Source organism: Pseudomonas sp. FW305-3-2-15-C-LB1 (assembly GCF_058787615.1).
Window position 1 is genome coordinate 162,633 of record NZ_JBYSZX010000003.1, and the last position, 23,136, is coordinate 185,768.

The window sequence follows — 23,136 nt, forward strand, 5'->3', positions numbered from 1 at the left end:
CCAATACAAGCCTGCCCACCACAACGGTCCCGATCAGGCCGAGCGCGCCATGATCAAGCCATTGTCACTCGCCGCTTCCAACCGGATCGCCACGAACTTCGACGTCGGTGTATGGCTGCCATCCCCGGTGCTTTCCAGCGGCACCAGCGGGTTCACTTCCGGGTAGTAAGCCGCAGCCTGCCCCGCCGGAATATCGAACGCCAGCAAGGTAAAGCCCTTCACACGGCGCTCGCGACCGTCCTCCCACAATGACACGATGTCGGCCTTCTGCCCCGGCTTGAAGCCCAGGCGGATGATGTCGGCTTCGTTGACGAACAGCACGTCACGCTGGCCCTTGACCCCACGGTAGCGGTCGTCCAGGCCGTAGATGGTGGTGTTGTACTGATCGTGGGAGCGCATCGATTGCATGATCAGGTCCGGTACGCGGCCGGTCGCGTGGGTGCGTTCGTGGATCAAGTCCTTGGGCAGGATGTTCGGGCGGAAGTTGGCGCGGCCCGACGGGGTATTCCAGCGGCGCGCGCCCGCGGAGTTGCCCAGATAGAAACCGCCCGGATGCTTGATCTTCTCGTTGAAGTCCTTGAAGCCGGGAATGGTGTCGGCAATCAGGTCGCGGATGCGGCTGTAGTCGGCCACCAGCCAGTTCCAGTCCACCGGCTTGCTGCCCAGGGTCGCGGCAGCGATACCGGCCAGGATTGCCGGTTCGGATTTCATGAGTTTCGACAGCGGCTGCAACTGGCCATTGGAACCGTGGACCATGCTGAACGAGTCTTCCACCGTCACCGCTTGCGGGCCTTCGGCCTGGATATCGATGTCGGTACGGCCCAGGCACGGCAGGATCAGTGCATCTTTGCCGTGCATCAAATGGCTACGGTTGAGCTTGGTGCTGATCTGCACGGTAAGGTCGCAATTGCGCAGGGCTTCGAAGGTACGCAGGCTGTCCGGCGTGGCTTGGGCGAAGTTGCCGCCCAGGCCGATAAACACCTTGGAGCGGCCTTCGAGCATGGCGTGGATGGCTTCCACTACGTTGTGCCCGTTTTCACGCGGCACCTGGAATTGGAAGCGACGCTCCAGGGAATCGAGGAACGCCACCGGAGGGCGTTCGTTGATGCCCATGGTGCGGTCGCCCTGCACGTTACTGTGGCCACGCACCGGGCACAGGCCGGCGCCTGGGCGGCCGATATTGCCGCGCAGCAGCATCAGGTTGGCGATTTCCTGGATGGTCGGCACCGAATGGCGGTGCTGGGTGATGCCCATCGCCCAGCACATGATCACGTTCTTGCCTTTGGCGTACATGCGCGCGGCTTGCTCGATCTCGACCAGGGTCAGGCCGGACTGTTCGACGATCTCATCCCAGGAGGTATCGTCGATCTTGCCCAGGTATTCCAGCACGTTGGCGGTGTGCTCGTTGAGGAAGTCGTGGTCGAACACGGCCTCCTTGCCTTCGGCCTGGGCCTGGCGCTCCCACAGGAGCAGGAACTTGGCCATGCCGCGCAGGATGGCCATGTCGCCACCCAGCGCCGGGCGGAAGTAGGCGGTGTTGGTTGGCTTGTCGCCGTTGGTGAGCATTTCCAGCGGGTGTTGCGGGTGCTGGAAGCGTTCCAGGCCGCGCTCTTTGAGTGGGTTGATGCACACCACCTGAGCGCCGCGTTTAACCGCTTCACGCAGCGGTTCGAGCATGCGCGGGTGGTTGGTGCCGGGGTTCTGGCCCCAGACGAAGATCGCATCGGCATGTTCGAAGTCATCAAAGGTCACGGTGCCTTTGCCGACGCCCACGCTTTGCGCCAGGGCAACGCCGCTGGCTTCGTGGCACATGTTCGAACAGTCCGGGAAGTTGTTGGTGCCGTAGGCGCGCACGAACAATTGGTACAGGTAGGCCGCTTCGTTGCTGGCGCGACCCGAGGTGTAGAACTCGGCCATGTCAGGGCTGGGCAGGGCGTTGAGGTGCTTGCCGACCAGGTCGAAGGCCGCTTCCCAACTGATGGGCGTGTAGCGGTCGGTTTCGGCGTCATAGCGCATCGGCTCGGTCAGGCGGCCCTGGTATTCCAGCCAGTAGTCGCTCTGTTCCAGCAAGGCGGTGACGCTGTGCTTGGCGAAAAATGCACCATCCACACGGCGCTTTGTAGCTTCCCAGTTGACCGCCTTGGCGCCGTTTTCGCAGAACTTGACCATGCCGCTCTCCGGCGAGTCACCCCAGGCGCAGCCCGGGCAGTCGAAGCCGCCGTTCTGGTTGGTCTTGAGCATCATGCGCAGGTTTTTCAGCGCGTTGTCGCTGGTCAGCCAGGCTTGCGCCACGCTGATCAGTGCGCCCCAGCCGCCGGCCGGGCCTTTGTAGGGCTTGTAGCGCGGGGTCGGGGTTTGGTCGGCTTGGTGGTGCTGGCTCATGGCTGGTTCTCCATCGCAGGGCTGTAGACCCGCGGCGCACTTTTCTGCGGCAGGTGGATGAGATTGAGGTTATGCCGGCGCGCCCATTGCAGGGCGAGGCCGGTGGGTGACGAAAGGCTGACCAGGGTCTGGATGCCCGCGCGCAGGACTTTCTGGATCAACTCCAGGCTGCAACGGCTGGTAACAATCGCCAGGCCGCCTTCGGTCGGAATTTTTTGGCGGATCAATGCACCGATCAATTTATCCAGGGCGTTATGTCGGCCAATGTCTTCGCGGCCCAGCAACAATTCGCCCTGGCCGTTCATAAATACGGCGGCATGCACGGCGCCGCTGTACTGGCCCAAGGGCTGGAACGCGCTGATGCGTTGGCGCAGGCCATCCAGCCATTCGGCAGGCGGCAAAGGCGCGCCCGGCAGTACATCAAGGTCAGGCAATGCTTGTTCTACCGCCTCTACACCGCACAGACCGCAACCACTGGTGCCGGCCAGTTGCCGGCGCTGTTGCTTGAGGTTCCAGAAGGCGCGGCTGGAGATCTGCACCTGAGCGTATTGAGCCGAGCCCGATCCGCTGAGTTTTAGATCATAAATGTCGCTAACGTCGGCGATAATGCCGCTGCCTATGCTGAAGCCGACGATAAAGTCTTCCAGGTCTGTCGGCGTCACCAGCATTACCGCTTGGCTGATGTCGTTGTAGGCAATCGCCAACGCCACTTCCTCGGCCAGGGCTGTGCTGGCGAATTCCGTATGTTCGAGATTGCAATACTCGTAGCTCTGGCTGGCGGCGGGCGCTGGCGTTTCAAGAGCGGGCGCCGCGCAGACTGGGCGCTTGGCGTTCATGGGGCAGTACCACCGGCGGATTGATCAGTGTTTAGACTAGGCGCGACAAAGCGTCGCGTCTAATCGCCAGTACTGATCTTCCGATAGATGACGTCGATCAAGACTCGTTTTGCGATTTCTGATACAGCGCGAAACACGCCTCTGCCAGCGCCGAGCGCGGTGCACTGCGGCGCATGATCAAGCCCAGGCGCGCGAGTGTATGGGCGTCTTCGATCGGCTGCAGGCGCAGATGCTCGGTGAGTGCATCCAGGCCACCGTCCAAAGGCATCACGGCGCAGCACAAGCCGCCATGCACGGCTTGCAACAACTGATGGACGGCGTCGGTCTGCAACAATGGCTGCGGGTTGAGTCCACGGCTGTGGAAGTTGTGGTCGATGGATTGGCGAAAGTGCATGCCGCTGGTGAGCATGCCCAGGGGCAGTTCGATCAGGGCTTCCCAGCTCAACGGCGTGTCGCCAAAGCTGAAGAAGCGTTGGTCGTAGAGCAGGCCCATGCGGGTTTCGCCCAAGGCCAGCGAGTCGAAACGCTCGGTGTCCAGGCGCTCCAGGTAAGACACGCCCAGGTCCAGGCGATTGCTCGCCAGTTGCTCAAGGATCTGTTCGGAGCTGAGCGCCGACAGCTCGAAACGCAGGTTCGGGTGTTCTTTGTGCAGTTGCTGCATCAACGCCAAGGGATCGAAGCTCGACAACGGCACCACGCCCAGGCGCAATGTGCCGACGAGGTTGCCGCGACAGGCGGCCGCTTCGGCCTGCAAGCCGTCATACGCCGCCAGCACCGTGCGTGCCCAGGCCAGCACGCGCTCACCGGGGGCGGTAAAGCCCTCGAAGCGCTGGCCGCGATTGACCAAAGGCAGGTCCAGCTCTTCTTCAAGGCTGCGCAAGCGCATCGACAGGGTCGGTTGAGTGATGTGGCAACGCGCGGCCGCCTGGCCGAAGTGGCGGGTCTCGTCGAGGGCGATCAGGAATTTCAACTGTTTGATGTCCATCTTCGCTCCTGGGCTTATTCCAATGGCGGGGGGATTCTAGCGCGTTTGGGTCTTTTGCCGGGTTGGAACCCAAGTCGGTAGGACTGGTCTAGTCTTGGGCATCTGGAAATCAATTAACAAGGAGCGCGCACTATGAGCATTTTCAGCTTTATCAAGGAAGCCGGCGAAAAGATTGTCGACCTGTTGACGCCGGGTAATGCAAACGCCAGTGAGCAGTTGAAGGAGCACGTGGCCAAAGTGGGCCTGGGTAATCCGAATGTGCAGACCACGGTGGATGGCGACAAGGTGACCGTGACCGGTGAAGTCGCCACCCAGGAAGAGAAAGAGAAGATCCTGCTGGCGCTGGGCAACATTGCCGGTGTGGCCAGTGTGGATGACCAGATTACTGTTTCCGGGCCTGTTGTGGCTGCCGCCCGTTTCGTCGTGGTGAAAAAGGGCGACACACTGAGCGCGATTTCCCTGGCGGTGTATGGCAACGCCAACCAGTACAACAAGATCTTCGAAGCCAACAAGCCGCTGTTGTCGCACCCGGACAAAATCTACCCAGGGCAGACGCTGCGTATTCCTGAGTAAAACGCAGGACGAAAGGTGGGATGGGGCTTGCCCCCGATGGTGGTGTGTCAGTGACTGAATGTGGCTCTGATGCACAGCAATCGGGGGCAAGCCACCTCCCACATGGGGTCAGAGTCCGGCAATGAGATCTCGGTAGTCGTCGACCGCCGCGAATTCCGCCGTGTCCTTCGGCCCCTTCTTGCTGTCCGGCTCTTTCACCGCCAGCAAATGCCCCACGCCAAAAGCCTGGGCGCTGCGCAGGATCGGCAAGGTGTCATCGATAAACAGACTCCTTGCCGGGTCGAAGCCGATATCGGCTTGCAGGGCATCCCAGAACTGCGGGTTCTCCTTGGCGAAACCGTAATCGTGGGAGCTGATCAACCGCTCGAAATACGGCGCCAGTTCAATGCGTTCCAGCTTCAATGACAGGGAATCACGATGAGCGTTTGTGATCAGGATCACGCGCTTGCCGGCCCGTTTGATTGCCGCGAGGAAAGTGTCGGCATCCGGGCGCAGGGCGATCAGGTGCGCGGTTTCCAGCTTGAGTTCGCGCACCGGGATCTTCAGTTCGGTACTCCAGAAGTCCAGGCAATACCATTGCAACTGTCCGGCGTTACGCTCGAACAGCGGCTGCAACTCCATCTCGGCCAGGGCGCGGCTCACGCCATGCAGTTCGGCGTAGCGCTGGGGCAGGTGTTCCATCCAGAAGTGGTTGTCGTAATGCAAGTCGAGCAGGGTGCCGTCCATGTCCAGCAGGACAGTGTCGATGGCGTGCCAGGGCAAAGAGGGCATGGGGCGGTCTCATGTAAGTAAAGATATCCGACACAGACAATCGGAAAAGCCACGGTATAGTAACCCGATCACGCCAAGGAGCCGCTCATGCGCCAGAAACCCACCGTCCTCGCCCGCGAAATAGTCGCCAGTAGCCGTTTGTTCCGCGTGGAGGAAGTGCAATTGCGCTTCTCCAATGGCGTTGAGCGGACCTACGAGCGCCTGGTGGGTCGCGGTGCCGGCTACGGCGCGGTGATGATTGTGGCCATGATCGACGCAGACCATGCGTTGCTGGTGGAAGAATACTGCGGCGGCACCGACGAATATGAGCTGTCGTTGCCCAAGGGGTTGATCGAGCCCGGTGAAGACGTACTGGCGGCGGCCAATCGCGAACTCAAGGAAGAGGCGGGCTACGGCGCACGGCAGTTGGAGCACCTCACGGAACTGTCGCTGTCGCCTGGCTACATGAGCCAGAAAATCCAGGTGGTACTGGCCACCGACCTCTATGAAGAACGCCTGGAAGGCGATGAGCCTGAGCCGTTGCGTGTGGACCGGGTCAACCTGCGCGAGTTGTCGATGCTGGCGCAAAATGAGCAATTCAGCGAAGGTCGGGCCCTGGCCGCGCTGTACCTGGTACGAGACCTGTTGACCCAGCGAGGAGCGTTTAACGCATGAGCGAACTGTTTTTAGGCCACCCGTTTATTGCCCCGGTGATCGAGCTGGCCCGTCAGGCCGGTGAAGTGATCCTGCCGTACTGGCGCGCTGACGTGGCCGTTACGTCCAAAGCCGATGACTCGCCGGTGACGGCCGCGGACCTGGCCGCTCATCACCTGATCCTGGCCGGCCTGACCGCGCTGGACCCGAGCATTCCGGTGCTGTCCGAAGAAGATGCCGATATCGACCAGAGCGTGCGCGCCGGCTGGCAGCGCTGGTGGCTGGTAGATCCGTTGGATGGCACCAAGGAATTCATCTCCGGCAGCGAAGAATTCACCGTGAACATCGCCCTGATCGAACAGGGCCGCGTCGTGTTCGGCGTGGTCTCGATGCCCACCAACGGCCGTTGCTACTTCGGTGGCGCCGGCTTGGGTGCCTGGCGATCCGATGTGAATGAAGCGCCCAAGCAGATCCAGGTGCGTGAAGCACCGGCAGCGGGCGAGTCGTTCACCGTAGTTGCGAGTCGTCGGCATACCAGCGCGGAGCAGGAGCGTTTGCTGGGCGGGCTGAGCGAAGGCCTGGGCGCATTGAAGCTGACGAATATCGGCAGCTCGCTGAAGTTCTGTTTGTTGGCCGAGGGCAGTGCGGACTGCTATCCGCGCCTGGCGCCGACCTCGCAGTGGGACACGGCGGCAGCCCAGGGCGTACTCGAAGGCGCGGGGGGCGAAGTGTTGGAGCTGAGCGGTGAGCCGTTCAGCTACCCGGCGCGGGCATCGTTGTTGAACCCGTTCTTTTTGGCGTTGCCGGCCAAGGCTGCGTGGCGCGAGCGCTTGCTGACCCTGGCCAGATCCTGAGGCGGAAGGTGGGAGGGGTGTGGCAGTCAGCGGTGCAGGACGTACTGCCCGGTAAAGGCCACTGCACGCTCCTCGCTGCCTTCATTCACAACCCACGTCTCCAGCGTGATGCGCGCGCGGCCATAGCGCTGGTACGTCGCTAAAAAGCGCCTCCACACCTTCTCCTCCGGCGCCTGGCACACCACCGTTGCATCCCGCGTGACCGGCAGCGGATAGCTGATCTGCCCTTCCTGAATCACGATGTGCCCGTCTTCGATGCCTTCTTCACGCAGTTGCAAGTGCAGCCAGCCCCAACCCCCCAGCACTGCGCCGCAATACAGGCTGCCGCCGAACATGGTGCTCTTGTGGTTGATGTTGGCGTGCAAGGGCAGATGCAGTTCCAGCCGCCCGTGTTGCCAGTCGAGCACCTTGAGGCCCATTTCCCGGGTGAGGGGGATGTCGTGGTGAAGGATGGATTCCAGGTAACGGCTGTCGCGGTTCATGGGGGCCTCTTGGCGAGTAGGAGCGGTCATTCGTCATCGCCGCTTTGGTTGGCGAAATTCAGGCCGTGCTTGCGCAGCTTGTCGTGCAAGGTCTTGCGCGGTACGCCGAGGGCTTCGGCGAGGCTGCGCATGGAGCCGTGGGGGCGGGTCAGCTCAGCGGCGATCAGGCTTTTTTCGAATTGCTCGACCTGTTCGCTCAGGCCTCCCGAGGTGGACGTCAACACGCCGGCGGCAGGGTTGTCCGGCGTGGCATCCAGTGCCAGTTCCAGCCCCAGTGCGAAGCGCTCGGCGGCGTTTTGCAGTTCGCGTACATTGCCCGGCCAGTTATGGCGCAGCAGCAGGGCGCGCTGGCCCGGTTGCAGTTCGTGCAGCGGCAGGCCGTGACGACTGCTGGCTTCATCGGCGAAGTGCTGGAACAGCATCAAGGCATCCTCACCCCGCTCACGCAGCGGCGGAATACGCAGCGGCGCGACGTTGAGTCGGTAATACAAGTCGGCACGGAAGCGACCCTGGTCGGCGGACTGGCGCAGGTCTTCCTTGGTGGCGGCGATGATGCGGATATCCAGCGGGATCAGTTGATTGCCGCCCAGCCGCTCCACCACACGCTCCTGCAGCAGGCGCAAGAGTTTGACCTGCACGTCCAGGCTCATGCTTTCGATTTCATCAAGGAACAAGGTGCCGCCGTTGGCGAACTCGAACTTGCCGATGCGGCGTTTCTGGGCGCCGGTGAAGGCACCAGGCTCGTGGCCGAACAGCTCGCTTTCGACCACCGATTCAGCCAGCGCCCCGGCGTTGATCGCCACGAACGGGCCGCTGCGGCGGCTCGACAGGTCGTGCAGTGCACGCGCCACCACCTCTTTGCCGGCGCCGGTTTCGCCGAGGATCAGCACATCGGCCTTGGTCGCAGCCAGGGCGCCGATCTGTTCACGCAGGCGCAGCATTTGCGGCGAATGCCCGACCAGTCGCGTGCTCAATTGCTGACGATCGCTGAGGGCCAGGCGCAGGCTGCGGTTGTCCAGTACCAGGCGGCGCAGAGCCAGGGCACGGCGCACGCTGTCGAGCAGGGCGTCGCTGGCGAAGGGTTTTTCCAGAAAGTCATAGGCACCGGCGCGCATGGCTTGCACCGCCAGCGGCACATCGCCATGGCCGGTGATCAGCAGCACCGGCAGGTCCGGGTCCTGGCCGTGCAGTTCGGCGAGCAGCTCCAGCCCGTCCATGCCGGGCATGCGGATATCGCTGACCACCACCCCCGGCCAGTCCCGTGACAGGCGTGCGGTGAGGCCGCTGGCTTCGCCCAGGGGCAGGACTTTCAGCCCGGCCAGGTCCAGGGTCTGGCACAGCGCCTGACGCAGGTGTGGATCGTCGTCGATCAACACCACCTGAATCTGGTTATCGATACTCATACACTGCGGTCCTCGGACGGTTGCAGACTGACGCCCGGCGAGCCGGCACGCAATTTCAAGGTTAACAGCGCGCCGCCTTCCTTGTGGTTGGCAAACAGCAGTTCGCCGCCGAAGGCACGCATCAGGGTCTCGCAGATCGCCAGCCCCAGGCCCAGGCCCTGGGTGCGTGTCTTGGTGGTGTAGAACGGCTCGCTGGCGCGCCCCAGGGCCTCCATGCAAAAACCTGGGCCGTTGTCGCGAATGTACAGGTTGACGCCCTGTTCGGTGGTTTCGGCACTCAGCCAGAGTCTGCGCGGCGGGCCTTTTTCGGTGAGGGCGTCGAGGGCGTTGGCCAGCAGGTTGCCCAGCACCTGGCGCAGGCGGGTTTCGCCGGCTTGTACCCACAGGGTGGCCTCCGGCAAGTCGCGGATCAGTTCCACCTCCATCGACCGTCGCCGCTTGGCCAGCAACGCCAGCGCATCGTCGAGCGCCGGTTGCAGGGCCACGCTTTCGGGCGCATGGCGGTCGCGACGGGCGAAAGCGCGCAGGTGGGCGATGATCGAGGCCATGCGCCCGGTCAGTTCGCTGATCAGCTTGAGGTTGCCGCGGGCGTCATCGGTGCGTTCATGGTCGAGCAGGATTTCGGCGTTTTCCGCGTAGCTGCGGATGGCGGCCAGGGGCTGATTAAGTTCGTGACTGATGCTCGCCGACATGGTGCCCAGCGCCGACAGTTTACCCGCTTGCACCAGGTCGTCCTGGGCTCGTACCAACTCCTGCTGGGCGTGTTCGCGCTCCAGCACTTCCTGTTTCAGGCGCCGGTTGAGGCCCTCCAGGTCACTGGTACGCTCGACTACCCGCGCTTCCAGCTCGCGGCGGGCCTTGGCTTCGAACGCAATGCGCTCCAGGTAGTGACGGCGACGTTGCATCATCAGGCCCAGCAGCAACATCAGCACCAGCAGCGTCGCGCCGCCGACGGCAACCACGGTGCGCACCGGGCGGTTGATCAACGAGCGTGGCGCAAGGATTTCCACATTCCAGCCCGTTTCGGCGATGGCCGTGGATTGGCGCAGCCACGCGGTGCTGCTCAGGCTCAACGGCTGCGGGTCGCGGGTCGGGTAGGGCTGGATGGCGATGATGGCCTGGCGTTCTTCAGCGGTCAGCGGACGGGTCGCGCGGAATCGCCATTGCGGGCGCGAGGTCAGGATCACCACGCCGTTATGGTCGGTGACCAGCAGTTGTTCCGGGGTGTTGCCCCACAGGCTTTCGGTGTGGTCCAGGTCGACCTTGACCACCAATACACCGATGATTTTATCGCCATCACGTACGGCGGCGGCGAAGAAATAACCGCGCTTGGCCGATGTAGTGCCCAGGCCGAAAAACCGCCCCAGGCGCCCGGCCATGGCTTCGCTGAAATACGGGCGGAACGAGAAGTTGCGCCCGACAAAGCTGTCTTGTTTATCCCAATTGGACGCCGCGAGGGTCTTGCCGGTGGTGTCCATCAGGTACATCACTTCCACCCCGGCCTGGGCGGCGACCTCCTTGAGCAGCAGGTTGGCGTTGACCAGGTTGGTGCTGACGTTGGGCGCGTCCAATGCGGTGCGCAGGGCCGGCAGGTCGCCGAGGATTTGCGGCAGCACTTCATAGCGGTGCAGGGTGCCGAGCAGGTTGGCGACGTACAGGTCGAGGGTCTGGCGGTTCTGGCCGGCCAGTTCGCTGCGGTAATAACGCTCGGCCAGATGCTCCAGCGGCCACAATAGCGGCGCCAGGCAAAGCGCCAGGAGGGCGAGGCTGCGCCAGCGGGGCCTGCGCGGGAGGGGTGGAGTCATGGGAGTCGTGCGCCTGTGGGTACAGGCGCATTATGCCTAGTGCTGCTGTGCAAGACACTCGCGCAATGCGTCTTGCCACTGCGGCTGGCTGACGTGCCATTGTTGTTGCAAGCGGCTGCAATCGAGGCGTGAGTTCAAGGGACGCTGGGCGGGCGTCGGGTAGGCGCTGGACGGGATGGCTTCCAGCTCGGCACAGGCTTTGCCCTGCTTGCGCAGATGCTCGCCGATGGCCTCGGCAAAACCGAACCACGACGTTTCACCTTGGGCGGTCAGGTGATACACCCCCCATTCCCCCGCTGTGCCGGCTTGCCAGCGCTCGATCAACGCAAGCGTACTGTTGGCGATGCTACCGGCCCAGGTCGGTGCGCCGATCTGATCGGCGACGATGCGCATCTGCGGTTTTTCCTGCAGCAGGCGTTGCATGGTCAGCAGGAAGTTCTTGCCGTGGTTGGAGTAGACCCAACTGGTGCGCAGAACCAGGTACTGACCCCCTACGGCTGCAATCGCCTGCTCGCCGGCCAGCTTGCTCTGGCCATAGACGCCCAGCGGGTTCGGCGTGTCGGCTTCGGTGTAAGGCGCCGGTTTGCTGCCGTCGAACACGTAGTCGGTTGAGTAGTGGATCAACGGGATGCCCAGGGCCTTGGCTTCCTCGGCGAGAATGCCGGGGGCGATGGCGTTGATGGCAAATGCGGCGTCCGGTTCGCTTTCGGCCTGATCGACAGCGGTGTGAGCCGCTGCGTTGATAATCAGGCTGGGGCGGTGGGCGCGCACTTGCTGGCGGATCTGCTCTGCATTGGCCAGGTCAAGCTGGTCGCGGCCCAGGACGATGAGTTCGCCCAAGCCCTGGAGGCGTTGTTGCAGTTCGCGGGAGACTTGGCCGTGCTGGCCACAGATCAGGATCTTCATGGGAACAGGTCGGCTTCCATCAAGGGTTTAGCTGCCTGGTCCTTGGCGGACAACTGTGGCGCTTCGGTCAGCTGCCAATCGATGGCCAGCGTCGGGTCATTCCACAGGATGCTGCGTTCGGCGCTGGGCTGATAGTAATCGGTGGTTTTGTACAGGAACTCGGCGTGATCGCTCACTACCACGAAACCATGGGCGAAACCTTCCGGCACCCACAGCTGGCGATTGTTCTGTGCTGACAGCCGCACGCCGACCCATTGGCCGAAGTTCGGCGAGCTGCGGCGGATGTCCACGGTCACGTCCAACACTTCCCCGGCGATGACGCGCACCAGTTTGCCCTGGGTGTGTTCGAGCTGGTAGTGCAGGCCCCGCAGCACGCCTTTTTGTGAGCGCGAATGATTGTCCTGCACGAATTCACGCTTGAGCCCAGTGGCCGCTTCAAAGGCGCGGGCATTGAAACTTTCGTAGAAAAAGCCGCGTTCATCGCCGAACACTTTGGGTTCGAGGATCAGTACGCCGGGCAAAGTGGTTTCAACAACGTTCACTTGTTCTCTCCGGCCAGCGAGAACAGGTACTGGCCATAGCCGGTCTTGCCGAAATACTTGGCGCGTTCCAGCAGGTGGTCGCGGTCGATCCAGCCATTTTCGTAGGCGATTTCTTCCAGGCAGGCCACTTTCAAACCCTGGCGGTGTTCGATGGTCTGCACGTACTGCGAGGCTTCCAGCAAGCTGTCGTGCGTCCCCGTATCCAGCCAGGCAAAGCCACGGCCAAAGCGCTCAACCTGCAGGTCGCCGCGCTTGAGGTAGGCGTTGTTGACGTCGGTAATCTCAAGCTCCCCTCGAGGCGAAGGCTTGACTGCCTTGGCGATCTTGATCACGTCGTTGTCGTAGAAGTACAGGCCGGTCACTGCGTAGCTGGACTTGGGCTTCGCGGGCTTTTCTTCGATGGACAGCGCACGGCCTTCGCTGTCGAAGTCGATCACGCCGAAGCGCTCCGGGTCCTTGACCCAGTAGCCGAAGACAGTAGCGCCCGTCGGCCGCTTGGCGGCGCGGAGCAATTGCTCGCCGAAGTGCTGACCATGAAAGATGTTGTCACCCAGGATCAGGCACACAGGGTCATCGCCGATGAATTCCTCGCCAATTATGAAGGCCTGGGCCAGGCCATCCGGGGTTGGCTGTTCGGCATAACTGAAATGTACGCCAAACTGGCTGCCATCACCCAGTAGGTTGCGATACTGCGGCAAGTCCACCGGTGTGGATATCACCAGAATATCTTTGATTCCCGCCAGCATCAGTACCGAGATCGGGTAGTAGATCATCGGTTTGTCATACACCGGCAGCAGCTGCTTGGACACGCCCAGGGTAATGGGGTGCAAACGCGTGCCGGAGCCGCCGGCCAATACGATTCCCTTCATCATGCAATCAGATCCTTAAGGTCGGTGTTGCCCAAACGTTCACCCTGGTAACTGCCGTCCTGGACCCTGCGGCACCATTCCAGGTTATCCAGGTACCACTGCACGGTTTTGCGCAGCCCTGTTTCAAAGGTTTCTTCGGGGGTCCAACCCAGCTCTCGCTCGATCTTGCCAGCATCGATGGCATAGCGCTGGTCATGGCCCGGGCGATCCTTCACGAAGGTAATCAGGTCGGTGTACTGCTCGACACCGGCCGGGCGCTGTGGCGCCAGTTCTTCGAGCAGGGCGCAGATGCCGCGTACCACGTCGATATTCTTCTGCTCGTTGTGTCCGCCGATGTTGTAGGTCTCGCCGACCACACCTTCGGTGACCACTTTGAGCAATGCGCGGGCGTGGTCTTCGACGAACAGCCAGTCGCGCACCTGCAAACCGTCACCGTAGACGGGCAGTGGCTTGCCCGCGAGGGCATTGAGTATCACCAGCGGGATCAGCTTCTCGGGGAAGTGGAATGGCCCGTAGTTGTTCGAGCAGTTGGTCAGCAGCACCGGCAAGCCGTAGGTGCGCTGCCAGGCGCGGACCAGGTGATCGGACGCCGCCTTGCTGGCCGAATACGGTGAGCTGGGTGCATAGGGTGTGGTTTCAGTGAACAGGTCGTCCACGCCATGCAGGTCGCCGTACACCTCATCGGTGGAGATGTGATGGAAGCGGAACGCACGCTTGGCGGGCTCGTCGAGCGTCTGCCAATAGGCGCGGGTGGCTTCCAGCAAGCTGTAGGTGCCTACGATATTGGTCTGAATGAAGTCCGACGGGCCATCGATCGAGCGGTCTACATGGGACTCGGCCGCCAGGTGCATGATCGCCTGGGGCTCGAAGCGCTTCAGTACGGCACTGACAGTGGCCTGGTCGACAATATCGGCCTGGACGAACTCGTAGCGGCTGTTGGACGCGATGCTGGTCAGCGATTCCAGGTTGCCGGCATACGTGAGTTTGTCCAGGTTGAGCACTTCGTGCTCGGTGTGCTGAATCAGGTGGCGGATCAAGGCGGAGCCAATAAAACCGGCGCCACCGGTGATGAGAATGCGCATGTCGGAGGGCCTTTTCCTTAGACGGACATTAAGTGAATGGAGCATAGCTTGAGTTGTGCCGCCGGGCGGTGCAAGCGTGGTTTGCGCAGGGGGTTGCGCAAGCCCCCTGAACAATGGCGATATACACCCCTAAAAAACCGAGGCCACCCCCATGCTGCTCGCCACCCTGATCCATCGCGCCAGTCTACCCTGCCCGCAAGTAAGCCCCAATCAGGCGGCTCAACTGCTCGAGCAGCATTATGGCCTCACGGGCACCTTGCAGTCATTGGGCAGCCAGCAGGATCTCAACTACAAAGTTGACAGTGCCCGTGGCCGGTTCGTTCTGAAAATCTGCCGGGGCGACTACGCTGCCGTTGAGCTTCAGGCCCAGCACGCGGCGCTCAACACCTTGCAGGCTGTGCGCGCACCCAGGGTCATCAAGGCTCTGACCGGTGAGGAACTGCTGACCCTGACCCTCGACGGCCAAACCTTGCATGTGCGGGTGCTGGATTACATCGACGGCCAGCCGTTGACCCATCAAGCGCATTTGGGGCACAGGGTGATCGCAGGCTTCGGCGATCTGTGCGGTCGGATGAGCCAGGCGCTGGCGTCGTTCGAACATCCGGGCCTGGAGCGTACGTTGCAATGGGACCCGCGCCATGCCCTGGAATTGATCAAGCATCTACTGGCCACCCTGGAAGATTTGCCCCACCGCGAAGCACTGGAACAAGTGGCTGAGCAGGTCCGGAACCGCATGCGCTCCCTGGCCGACCACCTGCCGAGGCAAGCCGTGCACATGGATATCACCGACGACAATGTGGTGTGGCAGCGTGATGCGCAACGCCACTGGCAACTTCAGGGCGTGATCGATTTTGGCGATCTGGTGCACACCTGGCGCATTGCCGACCTGTCGGTGACCTGCGCCGCCCTGCTGCACCATGCCGAGGGCGATCCCTTTGCGATTTTGCCGGCAATCCAGGCTTGTCATGCGGTGACGCCCTTGCAACCCGCAGAATTACAGGCGTTATGGCCGCTGATCGTCGCCCGGGCGGCGGTGCTGGTCTTGAGCAGCGAGCAGCAACAACGGCTGGATCCGCATAACAGTTACCTGCTGAAAAACGCCGAGCATGAGTGGGAAATCTTCCATGTAGCGACCTCGGTGCCGTTTGAGCTGATGGAAGCGGCGATTCTCAGCCGTGTTGGCCAGGCACCCGCACCCATCCTCAGCCAAGGTTTTGCGCCCTTGTTGCCGGGGTTGGTAGGCCGCGAGTTCGCGCTGATCGACCTGGGTGTGCTCAGCCCGCATTTCGAGGCGGGCAACTGGGAGCAAGCCGGCATCGATCAACGCCTGTTGCAGGATGCGGCGGCGGTACATGGGCTGGCGGCGAGCCGCTATGGGCAATACCGTTTGTCGCGTACCCGGCCCGACAGTGCGACCGAGCCGGAGACGTTTGCGTTGCACGTTGAGCTGCACGTGCCATCGGGGACTTCCGTCGAAGCGCCGTTTGCCGGTGTGGTACGACGAGGAGCCAATGATGAACTTCATGTGCATAACAGCGAAGCGACCGTGCGGCTATGGGGTGTAAAGCCGCTGTTGCAGCCGGGGGCTGCGGTGCTCAAGGGCCAGGTGATCGGTGAGGCCGAGGGCCCGCTGACAGTGCAGCTTTGCCGTGTTGACTTGCCCGCACCGCTATTCTGCGCACCGTCCCGGGCAGCGGCGTGGCAAGCGCTTTGCCCATCGCCGGCCGCGCTGCTGGGGCTGGCTTGCGACGCCGAGCCCGAGCTGGACCCCAAGGCCCTGCTGGCCCGCCGCGACGCCAGTTTCGCCCGTTCGCAAAAGCACTATTACGTCGATCCGCCGCGCATCGAGCGTGGCTGGCGCAACCACCTGATCGACATGCAGGGTCGTTCCTACCTGGACATGCTCAACAACGTGGCGGTGCTTGGCCATGGCCACCCGCGCATGGCGGCGGTGGCGGCGCGGCAGTGGTCGTTGCTCAACACCAACTCGCGGTTTCATTACGCGGCGATTGCCGAGTTTTCCGAGCGCTTGCTCGCGCTGGCACCAGAAGGCATGGACCGGGTGTTCCTGGTCAACAGCGGCACCGAGGCCAATGACTTGGCGATACGCCTGGCCTGGGCCTACAGCGGCGGGCGCGACATGCTCAGCGTGCTGGAGGCGTACCACGGCTGGTCGGTGGCGGCGGATGCGGTGTCCACCTCGATTGCTGACAACCCCCAGGCCTTGAGCAGCCGCCCGGACTGGGTGCACCCGGTGACCGCACCGAATACCTATCGCGGCGAGTTTCGCGGGCAGGACAGTGCGCCCGATTACGTACGAAGTGTGGAGCACAACCTGGCGAAAATCGCCGCGAGCCAACGCCAGCTGGCCGGTTTCATCTGTGAACCGGTGTACGGCAATGCCGGCGGCATCTCGTTGCCGCCGGGCTATTTGCAGCGGGTGTATGAGCTTGTCCGCGCCCAGGGCGGCGTGTGCATCGCTGATGAGGTGCAGGTGGGTTACGGCCGCATGGGGCATTTCTTCTGGGGCTTTGAAGAGCAGGGTGTGGTGCCCGATATCATCACCATGGCCAAGGGCATGGGCAACGGCCAGCCCCTGGGTGCGGTCATCACCCGGCGTGAAATCGCCGAGGCGCTGGAGGCTGAGGGCTACTTCTTCTCGTCGTCGGGGGGCAGCCCGGTCAGTTGCCGCATCGGCATGGCCGTGTTGGATGTGATGGAAGAAGAAAAACTGTGGGAAAACGCCCAGGTGGTTGGCGCGCATTTCAAGGCACGCCTGGAAGCTCTGATCGAGCGCCATCCGTTGGTTGGCGCCGTCCACGGTTCCGGATTTTACCTCGGCCTGGAATTGGTACGTAACCGGCAAACCCTGGAGCCCGCCACCGAAGAAACCACTTTGCTGTGTGATCGCCTGCGGGAGTTGGGGATTTTCATGCAGCCTACCGGCGACTATCTGAACATTCTCAAGATCAAGCCGCCGATGGTCACGTCGAGGCGCAGCGTGGACTTCTTTGTCGACATGCTGTCGAAGGTGCTGGATGAGCAGGTGTGATTAATCGATTGTTATCGGTTAACTACTGTCATACTCATCAGCTATGATCTTTTGTCGCTTTTAAAGCCGATTTTTATCCGTTATAAAGTCGGCCTTTACCCCATTCGGAGTCCTGATCGCCATGACCACCCTGCACAGCACCCCTCGCGCCGATGGCTTCTACATGCCTGCCGAATGGGCGCCACAGACGCAAACCTGGATGATCTGGCCCGAGCGCCCGGACAACTGGCGCCTGGGCGGCAAGCCGGCGCAGGCTGCCCATGTGGCCGTGGCCAAGGCGATCGCACGCTTTGAACCGGTGACCGTTGCCGTATCTGCCGGCCAGTACGAAAACGCCCGCGCACGCCTGGATGTGCCGAATATCCGCGTGGTGGAGATGTCCAGCGATGACGCCTGGGTGCGCGACACCGGCCCGACCTTCGTGATCAACAACAGCGGCGAAGTGCGCGGCGTGAACTGGGACTTCAACGCCTGGGGCGGTTTTGACGGTGGCCTGTATGCGCCGTGGAACCGCGATTCCCAGGTTGGCGGCAAGATCCTCGAGATCGAACGCGCACCGCGCTACCGCACCGAAGGTTTTGTGCTGGAAGGCGGTTCGATCCATGTCGACGGCGAAGGCACCCTGATCACCACCGAAGAATGCCTGCTCAACCGCAATCGCAACCCGCACCTGGGCCGGGCCGAGATCGAAGCGGTGCTGAGCGCCAACCTGGCTGTGGATAAGATCATCTGGTTGCCGGATGGCCTGTTCAACGACGAAACCGACGGCCATGTGGATAACTTCTGCTGCTACGTGCGCCCGGGCGAAGTGTTGCTGGCCTGGACCGATGACGAACAAGACCCGAACTACGCGCGCTGCCACGCCGCAATGGACGTGCTGCAAAGCAGCACCGACGCCCAGGGTCGCTCGTTCATAGTGCATAAAATGCCGATTCCCGGGCCGCTGTACGCCACGGAGGAAGAATGCGCCGGTGTCGACCCGGTTGACGGCTCCCAGGAGCGGAATCCGTCGGTGCGTTTGGCCGGTTCCTACGTGAACTTCCTGATCGTCAACGGTGGCATCATCGCCCCAAGCTTCGACGACCCGCTGGACAGCCAGGCCAAGGCGATCCTGCAGGACCTGTTCCCGCAGCACGAAGTGGTGATGGTGCCGGGCCGCGAACTGTTACTGGGTGGCGGTAATATCCACTGTCTGACACAGCAGCAGCCGGCACCGCACAAAGAGTGAGTGCAGTTGTAACAGCATCGAGGCGATAAGCCGGGCGCAACCGGTTCCGGTGCCCACAGCAAGCCCGCGGCCCAGCAAGGTCGCGGGCTTTTTTGTGTCCGAATACCTATAAACACGAGACATTGGCATAGCTCTTGTATCGGTGCTGTCACAGTGGCCCAAGGTGATGACTGCGCAGTTCTGTCATAAACCTTGAGTAAGTTAGCCGCTCACGCAGTAGGAGAGAGCGCTGAAATGAATGCCGATATCAACCTGATGTACACGCGTGCGGCCCACCCCTTGCGGGTCAGCGGCGACGCGATTCCCGCACTGGCGCTCTGGTTGAAGGAAAACGGCTCGCGACGGATCAGGCGCCAGCCTGACTTGCGCAGCGTGATGAATGAACGCTACCCGGCAGGCCTGTTCAGCGAGGATGAAGTGCACGTGTTGTGCGACCTGCTGAAAAACTGAGTAACACCGAGCACAAATGTGGGAGGGGGCAAGCCCCTTCCTACACCCTTTGGATGTATTCGATTCAGAAACTGTAGGTCCCAGTCACCACCACGCTGCGCGGTTCTCCCGGCTGGATCTGCGCCACGCTGGTCGCCGACGCATAGTAGGTTTTGTCCGCGATATTGTTCAGCGCCGCCCTCACGTCCCATTCTTTCTGGCGGAACCCCGCCAAGGCATCCCAACGGCCATAACCCGGCAGCACCACGGTGTTGAGACTGTCGGCGTAACGATCCCCCACCAGCGTCAAACCGGTTTCGGCGTACCAGCCCATCTCGGGTTTCCAGGTGATGAACAGGCTGCCGTTGCGCTTGGCCACATCACTGACGCGCTTGCCTTCAAAGCCGTTGTTGTCCTTCACGACCGTGGCGTCCTGCAGGCCGATTCCCCCGCGAACGTACCAATTGCCGACGATCTTGCCGGTGGCGGTCAGCTCCACGCCGCGTGAGCGTTGCAAGCCGCTGAGCAGGGTGATGGTGCGGTCCAGCGGGTCGCTGGTGCGGCGGTTGTAGAGCTCCAGTTCGTACACCGCCAGGGTGGTGCTCAGGCGGTCGTCGAGCCAATCGCTCTTGACCCCGATTTCCTTCTGTTTGGTCAGCTCGGGGCTCAGGTCGTTGACGCTGCCGGCGGCGTTAGGGGTGATGCCGATCAGGCCGCCACCGGCCGGGGAGAACGTCTTGCTCCACGAGGCATAGAACGAGTGATGTTCCAGCGGCGTCCAGACCACGCCAAAGCGCGGGCTGGTGCTGTGGCTGTCGACGGCCTGTTGGGTGTTGAGGATTTTGTTCCTGGTGTCCACTTCGAAACGGTCGTAGCGCAGGCCGGCCAGGAGCTGCCATTGATCATTCAGGCGCAGCTGGTCTTGTACATAAACCGCACGACTTTCCACTTCGGTGTGGTTGTTGCTCGACACGCTCATCCGCCCGTTATGGCTCAGGTGGCGGTTGGGCTGGTTGAGGTCCAGGCTCGGCACGGCCTGGCCACCACGGCTGACGGCGGTGGCGGTGTAGAGCTTGGGATCGCGGCGCTGGCTGCCCAGCTCGAGGCCGGTGAGCAAACGATGCTCCAGGCCGAAGGTGCTGAAGCCGCCTTCCAGTTCGACGTTGTTGAAGAGGTTCCGCGTGGTCAGGTCTTGCTGCCAGCGCTGGCGTGTCACGCTGTTGGTCGCAGGCACGTAGGCGGTCTGGTAGGTGTTGTCGAAATCGCTGTCGAGCTTGAATACGCCCAGGGTCTGGCGCAGTTGCCAGTTGTCGTTGAGCTCATAGGCCAGCCTGGAGCGCAGGGACTGGGATTTGTCGTCGATGTAGTCGCGGCTGTCGAAGTAAGTGGTGCTGCGGCTCACATCCGCCGGCCGGCCGTTGACCCCGGGAACGCCACGGTCCGGCGTGCGGTTGTAGCGGCTGTATTCGTATTGCACCAGCCAATTCAGGCCCGGCGTGAGCTGCCAGCTCATGGACGGTGCAAACAGCTGGCGATTGCCGCTGACGCCATCGCGCCAGCTGTTATTGTCCTGGTTGCCCATGTTCAGGCGCAGGCTGATGTCATCGGTGGGGTCGGTGCTGAGGTCGGCATACAGACTGCGCAAATCGTTGCTGCCGCCTTGGGCCTCGATACTCGACTTGTGGCCGGCGCCAGGTAGTTTGCTCACACGGTTGACGATCCCTCCCTGACCGCCTCGCCCGTAGAGTACGGCTGCCGGCCCCTTGAGCACTTCGATGCGCTCGATGTTATGCAGGTCGCGCACGTACTGGCTGTCATCGCGGATGCCATCCAGGTAGAAGTCGTTGCTCGCGTCGAAACCCCGGATGCGCAGGCTGTCGAAGCGCGTATCGGCGCCGCTGCTGACGTTGGGAATGCCGCTCAACGCCTGGCCCAGGTCATTGGTGCCGTAGGCGCGCAGGCTTTCGGTCTTTACCAAGTCGATAGCCTGGGGCACATAACGCACCGGCGTGGCGGTGCGGGTGGCGGTGCTGGTTTCCTTGACGCGTGGGTCGTCTTCGTCAGCTTCGGCGCTGATCGAGGTTTCGGGCAACGTGGTGGCCGCGCAGGCAAAACCGGCAGACAGCAGAACGGAAAGCCCAAGGGTGATGGGCGTCAGGCGAGGGGCAGGCATTAAGAAATGTATCCGAATGGTTTAGGAGAAAAACAGCACGTTAATGGTAATGCTTTGCATTTGCGCGCGTTATCCATTGCCAAACGTATCGACTTTGAAAAGTGTTACTAAATGTGTTTTTTGTCGTTTCGGATGCGGTTTTTTGTCGCTTTCGATGTGGCTGTAGGCCCTGGCTTAGAATTATTTCGCCTAAATACAGACGATTCGCGAAATTGACACATAGTTCCGGGCGCGACTAGGATTGCGCCCAACGCCTGTGGCTAACCGCCATGACTCATCCAATAAAAAAGGCCCGCGGCATGTTCAGTCGTCCGCGGGCCTTCTTTTTTCCGGATTCAGTCGACACCAGAAAAAGCATTACGGAGCCTGGTGTCACAGCGCGTACTCAACCAGGAATAAGGAATACAAGAAAATGTTGAAGCAACGGATGAGTCTGATCGCTCTGGGGATTTTGAGCGCATCGACAGCAATGGCAAACGACCAGGACCAGTCCAAGGGTTTTATCGAAGACAGCCACCTGAACATCGCCGCACGTAACGCCTACATCAGCCGCGACTACAAAAACGGCAAGCAAGACAAAGCCGAGTGGGGCCAAGGCTTCATCGGCAAGCTGGAGTCCGGTTTCACCCAGGGCACCGTCGGTGTGGGTGTGGACGTGATCGGCCAATACGCTATCCGCCTGGACGGTGGTAAAGGTCGCGCCGGCGCGGGCGGTATCGACTTCTTCAAACCGGGTAATGGCACTGCCGACAACCCTGGCTCGGCACCACACGACCTGGCCAAGGGCGGCGCTGCCGTCAAGTTCCGCGTTTCCAACACTGTGCTCAAGTACGGTGATCAGTTCCCGGCCGTGCCTGTGCTGCAGTACGACAACTCCCGTCTGTTGTCGGAAACCTACACCGGTACCTCGATCGTTTCCAAAGAGATTGCCGGTCTGCAACTGGACGCGGGTCACTTCACCAAAGAAGCGCGCAAGAGCATGGAAGGCACCGACAGCGGTCGCCTGAAGAGCATCGACTACATCGGCGGTAGCTACAAATTCACCGAAAGCCTGTCCGCTGCGCTGTATGCCTCCGACATGCAGGACGTGCTGAAGAAGCAATACGTCAACGTCAACTACGTGCTGGCCCTGCCAGAGAAGCAGTCCCTGACTTTTGACTTCAACGGCTACAAAACCAAGCTGGACAAGAGCTTCGCCCTGGAAAACCAAGGCAGTGAAGATGCTCGCGACAACAAAATCTGGAGCCTGGGCGCGACCTGGGCCGTTGGCCCGCACAGCTTCACCGTGGCTCACCAGCGCAGCACCGGCGACACCGGCTACCTGTACGGCGGCTACCGCAATGCTGGCGGCATCGGCGACGGTGGCAACACCATCCTGCTGGCCAACTCCTACTGGTCCGACTTCAACGGCAAGGACGAACGTTCGTGGCAAGTGGGCTACGGCATCGATTTCGCCACCTTCGGCGTGCCGGGCCTGACCTACAACGTTGCCTACGTACGGGGTACCAACATCGACGACGGTACCAACCGCGGCGACGGCACCGAGCGTGAAATCTGGAACCAGTTCAAGTACGTGGTCCAGAGCGGCCCGGCCAAAGACCTGAGCCTGCGTGCGCGTGCGTCCTGGTTGCGCGTTTCCAACAACGCCAGCAACTACAACGTAGGCGGTAACGAAATCCGTCTGTTCGCCGACTACCCGATCAACGTTTTTTAATTGATCCTGTGTCGCGCCTGAGTGTCAGGCGAAAAAACCCCGACTGGTTCGGGGTTTTTTTATGCCCGTCTATGCAAGGCGGACTTGTTACATCGGATCACTAATGAAGTAACCGGGCCCACCTTTATCCCCTTCCAGCGCAAGCCTAAATTGGCCCCACTGCTCGCCCATCACCCCGATGGTCGGCCACTGGAGTCCTCGCCATGCCCTTTGTCAGCCTGCGCATCACCCGTGACGGCGTTACCCCCGAGCAAAAAGCCCAGGTCATCGCCGAATTTACCGAAACCCTCGAACGCGTCCTGCACAAACGCCCGGACCTGACCCATATCGTCATCGAAGAAGTCGACACCGATAACTGGGGCTACGCCGGCATCACCACCACCGAATACCGCAAATCCCAAGCCTGAATCCCTACCG

At 61.8% G+C, this 23,136-nt stretch carries 20 protein-coding genes; 8 read left to right on the top strand and 12 right to left on the bottom strand.

Annotation, left to right across the window (positions count from 1 at the left end; all coding sequences use genetic code 11):
• Positions 1-33: 33 nt before the first annotated feature.
• The 3 genes from AC3WP7_RS07525 to AC3WP7_RS07535 all read right to left on the bottom strand — a co-directional run bounded on the left by AC3WP7_RS07525 (position 34) and on the right by AC3WP7_RS07535 (position 4,203).
• Positions 34-2,382, bottom strand: coding sequence for an FdhF/YdeP family oxidoreductase (locus AC3WP7_RS07525; protein WP_092248511.1), 2,349 nt, complete (start codon positions 2,380-2,382; stop codon positions 34-36).
• Complete coding sequence (fdhD, locus tag AC3WP7_RS07530) at positions 2,379-3,218, bottom strand: formate dehydrogenase accessory sulfurtransferase FdhD (RefSeq protein WP_093121647.1); 840 nt, start codon at positions 3,216-3,218, stop codon at positions 2,379-2,381. Before fdhD ends, AC3WP7_RS07525 begins: the two co-directional genes overlap by 4 nt.
• Positions 3,219-3,315: 97 nt before the next feature.
• A complete protein-coding gene (locus AC3WP7_RS07535) occupies positions 3,316-4,203 on the bottom strand; it encodes a LysR family transcriptional regulator (RefSeq protein ID WP_092248505.1) in 888 nt (295 codons plus the stop codon).
• A 132-nt stretch (positions 4,204-4,335) separates the two neighbouring features.
• On the opposite strand from AC3WP7_RS07535, the gene lysM reads away from it, so the two are divergent.
• On the top strand, positions 4,336-4,776 hold the full coding sequence (gene lysM / locus AC3WP7_RS07540) for a peptidoglycan-binding protein LysM (protein WP_071492479.1): 441 nt from the start codon (positions 4,336-4,338) through the stop codon (positions 4,774-4,776).
• A gap of 108 nt (positions 4,777-4,884) precedes the next feature.
• Here lysM and yrfG read toward each other — a convergent pair whose 3' ends face one another.
• Positions 4,885-5,547, bottom strand: a complete 663-nt coding sequence (gene yrfG, locus AC3WP7_RS07545) for a GMP/IMP nucleotidase (RefSeq protein WP_092248503.1) — start codon at positions 5,545-5,547, stop codon at positions 4,885-4,887.
• Between the two features lie 87 nt (positions 5,548-5,634).
• Here yrfG and nudE point away from each other — a divergent pair, with 87 nt between their 5' ends.
• Both nudE and cysQ read left to right on the top strand, forming a co-directional pair.
• Positions 5,635-6,201 carry an ADP compounds hydrolase NudE gene (gene nudE, locus AC3WP7_RS07550; protein ID WP_102591437.1) on the top strand — a complete coding sequence of 189 codons (567 nt, stop codon included), beginning with the start codon at positions 5,635-5,637 and terminating at the stop codon, positions 6,199-6,201.
• On the top strand, positions 6,198-7,034 hold the full coding sequence (gene cysQ, locus AC3WP7_RS07555) for a 3'(2'),5'-bisphosphate nucleotidase CysQ (protein ID WP_071492476.1): 837 nt from the start codon (positions 6,198-6,200) through the stop codon (positions 7,032-7,034). Before nudE ends, cysQ begins: the two co-directional genes overlap by 4 nt.
• Positions 7,035-7,060: 26 nt before the next feature.
• Here cysQ and AC3WP7_RS07560 read toward each other — a convergent pair whose 3' ends face one another.
• Genes AC3WP7_RS07560 through rfbB form a run of 7 tightly spaced genes read right to left on the bottom strand, consistent with a single transcriptional unit; the run spans position 7,061 to position 14,123 of the window.
• On the bottom strand, positions 7,061-7,516 hold the full coding sequence (locus AC3WP7_RS07560) for a YiiD C-terminal domain-containing protein (protein ID WP_102591438.1): 456 nt from the start codon (positions 7,514-7,516) through the stop codon (positions 7,061-7,063).
• 26 nt (positions 7,517-7,542) lie between these two features.
• Positions 7,543-8,919, bottom strand: a complete 1,377-nt coding sequence (locus AC3WP7_RS07565) for a sigma-54-dependent transcriptional regulator (RefSeq protein WP_071492474.1) — start codon at positions 8,917-8,919, stop codon at positions 7,543-7,545.
• Complete coding sequence (locus tag AC3WP7_RS07570) at positions 8,916-10,724, bottom strand: sensor histidine kinase (protein ID WP_093121632.1); 1,809 nt, start codon at positions 10,722-10,724, stop codon at positions 8,916-8,918. Before AC3WP7_RS07570 ends, AC3WP7_RS07565 begins: the two co-directional genes overlap by 4 nt.
• A 36-nt stretch (positions 10,725-10,760) precedes the next feature.
• Complete coding sequence (gene rfbD, locus AC3WP7_RS07575) at positions 10,761-11,630, bottom strand: dTDP-4-dehydrorhamnose reductase (RefSeq protein WP_093121629.1); 870 nt, start codon at positions 11,628-11,630, stop codon at positions 10,761-10,763.
• Positions 11,627-12,172 carry a dTDP-4-dehydrorhamnose 3,5-epimerase gene (gene rfbC, locus AC3WP7_RS07580; protein ID WP_093513567.1) on the bottom strand — a complete coding sequence of 182 codons (546 nt, stop codon included), beginning with the start codon at positions 12,170-12,172 and terminating at the stop codon, positions 11,627-11,629. The genes rfbD and rfbC overlap by 4 nt, the downstream gene beginning before the upstream one ends.
• Positions 12,169-13,044 carry a glucose-1-phosphate thymidylyltransferase RfbA gene (gene rfbA, locus AC3WP7_RS07585; RefSeq protein WP_092248488.1) on the bottom strand — a complete coding sequence of 292 codons (876 nt, stop codon included), beginning with the start codon at positions 13,042-13,044 and terminating at the stop codon, positions 12,169-12,171. The genes rfbC and rfbA overlap by 4 nt, the downstream gene beginning before the upstream one ends.
• Positions 13,041-14,123 (bottom strand): dTDP-glucose 4,6-dehydratase, encoded by a 1,083-nt coding sequence (gene rfbB, locus AC3WP7_RS07590; protein WP_092248485.1) that lies wholly within the window; start codon positions 14,121-14,123, stop codon positions 13,041-13,043. Before rfbB ends, rfbA begins: the two co-directional genes overlap by 4 nt.
• Positions 14,124-14,274: 151 nt before the next feature.
• Between rfbB and AC3WP7_RS07595 the strand changes: the two genes are divergently transcribed.
• The 3 genes from AC3WP7_RS07595 (at position 14,275) to AC3WP7_RS07605 (ending at position 18,853) form a co-directional block, all read left to right on the top strand.
• The gene (locus AC3WP7_RS07595; protein WP_102591439.1) at positions 14,275-17,175 is read left to right on the top strand and encodes an aminotransferase; all 2,901 of its coding nucleotides are present in this window, start codon (positions 14,275-14,277) and stop codon (positions 17,173-17,175) included.
• Positions 17,176-17,296: 121 nt separating this feature from the next.
• Positions 17,297-18,403 (top strand): agmatine deiminase, encoded by a 1,107-nt coding sequence (gene aguA, locus AC3WP7_RS07600; RefSeq protein ID WP_071492467.1) that lies wholly within the window; start codon positions 17,297-17,299, stop codon positions 18,401-18,403.
• A gap of 234 nt (positions 18,404-18,637) precedes the next feature.
• Positions 18,638-18,853, top strand: coding sequence for a hypothetical protein (locus tag AC3WP7_RS07605; protein WP_071492466.1), 216 nt, complete (start codon positions 18,638-18,640; stop codon positions 18,851-18,853).
• 64 nt (positions 18,854-18,917) lie between these two features.
• On the opposite strand, the gene AC3WP7_RS07610 is transcribed toward AC3WP7_RS07605, so the two are convergent.
• Positions 18,918-21,005, bottom strand: a complete 2,088-nt coding sequence (locus AC3WP7_RS07610) for a TonB-dependent receptor (protein ID WP_102591440.1) — start codon at positions 21,003-21,005, stop codon at positions 18,918-18,920.
• A 412-nt stretch (positions 21,006-21,417) separates the two neighbouring features.
• Between AC3WP7_RS07610 and AC3WP7_RS07615 the strand changes: the two genes are divergently transcribed.
• On the top strand, positions 21,418-22,719 hold the full coding sequence (locus tag AC3WP7_RS07615) for an OprD family porin (RefSeq protein ID WP_071492465.1): 1,302 nt from the start codon (positions 21,418-21,420) through the stop codon (positions 22,717-22,719).
• 203 nt (positions 22,720-22,922) lie between these two features.
• Positions 22,923-23,126, top strand: coding sequence for a tautomerase family protein (locus tag AC3WP7_RS07620; RefSeq protein ID WP_016979078.1), 204 nt, complete (start codon positions 22,923-22,925; stop codon positions 23,124-23,126).
• Positions 23,127-23,136 lie beyond the last annotated feature (10 nt).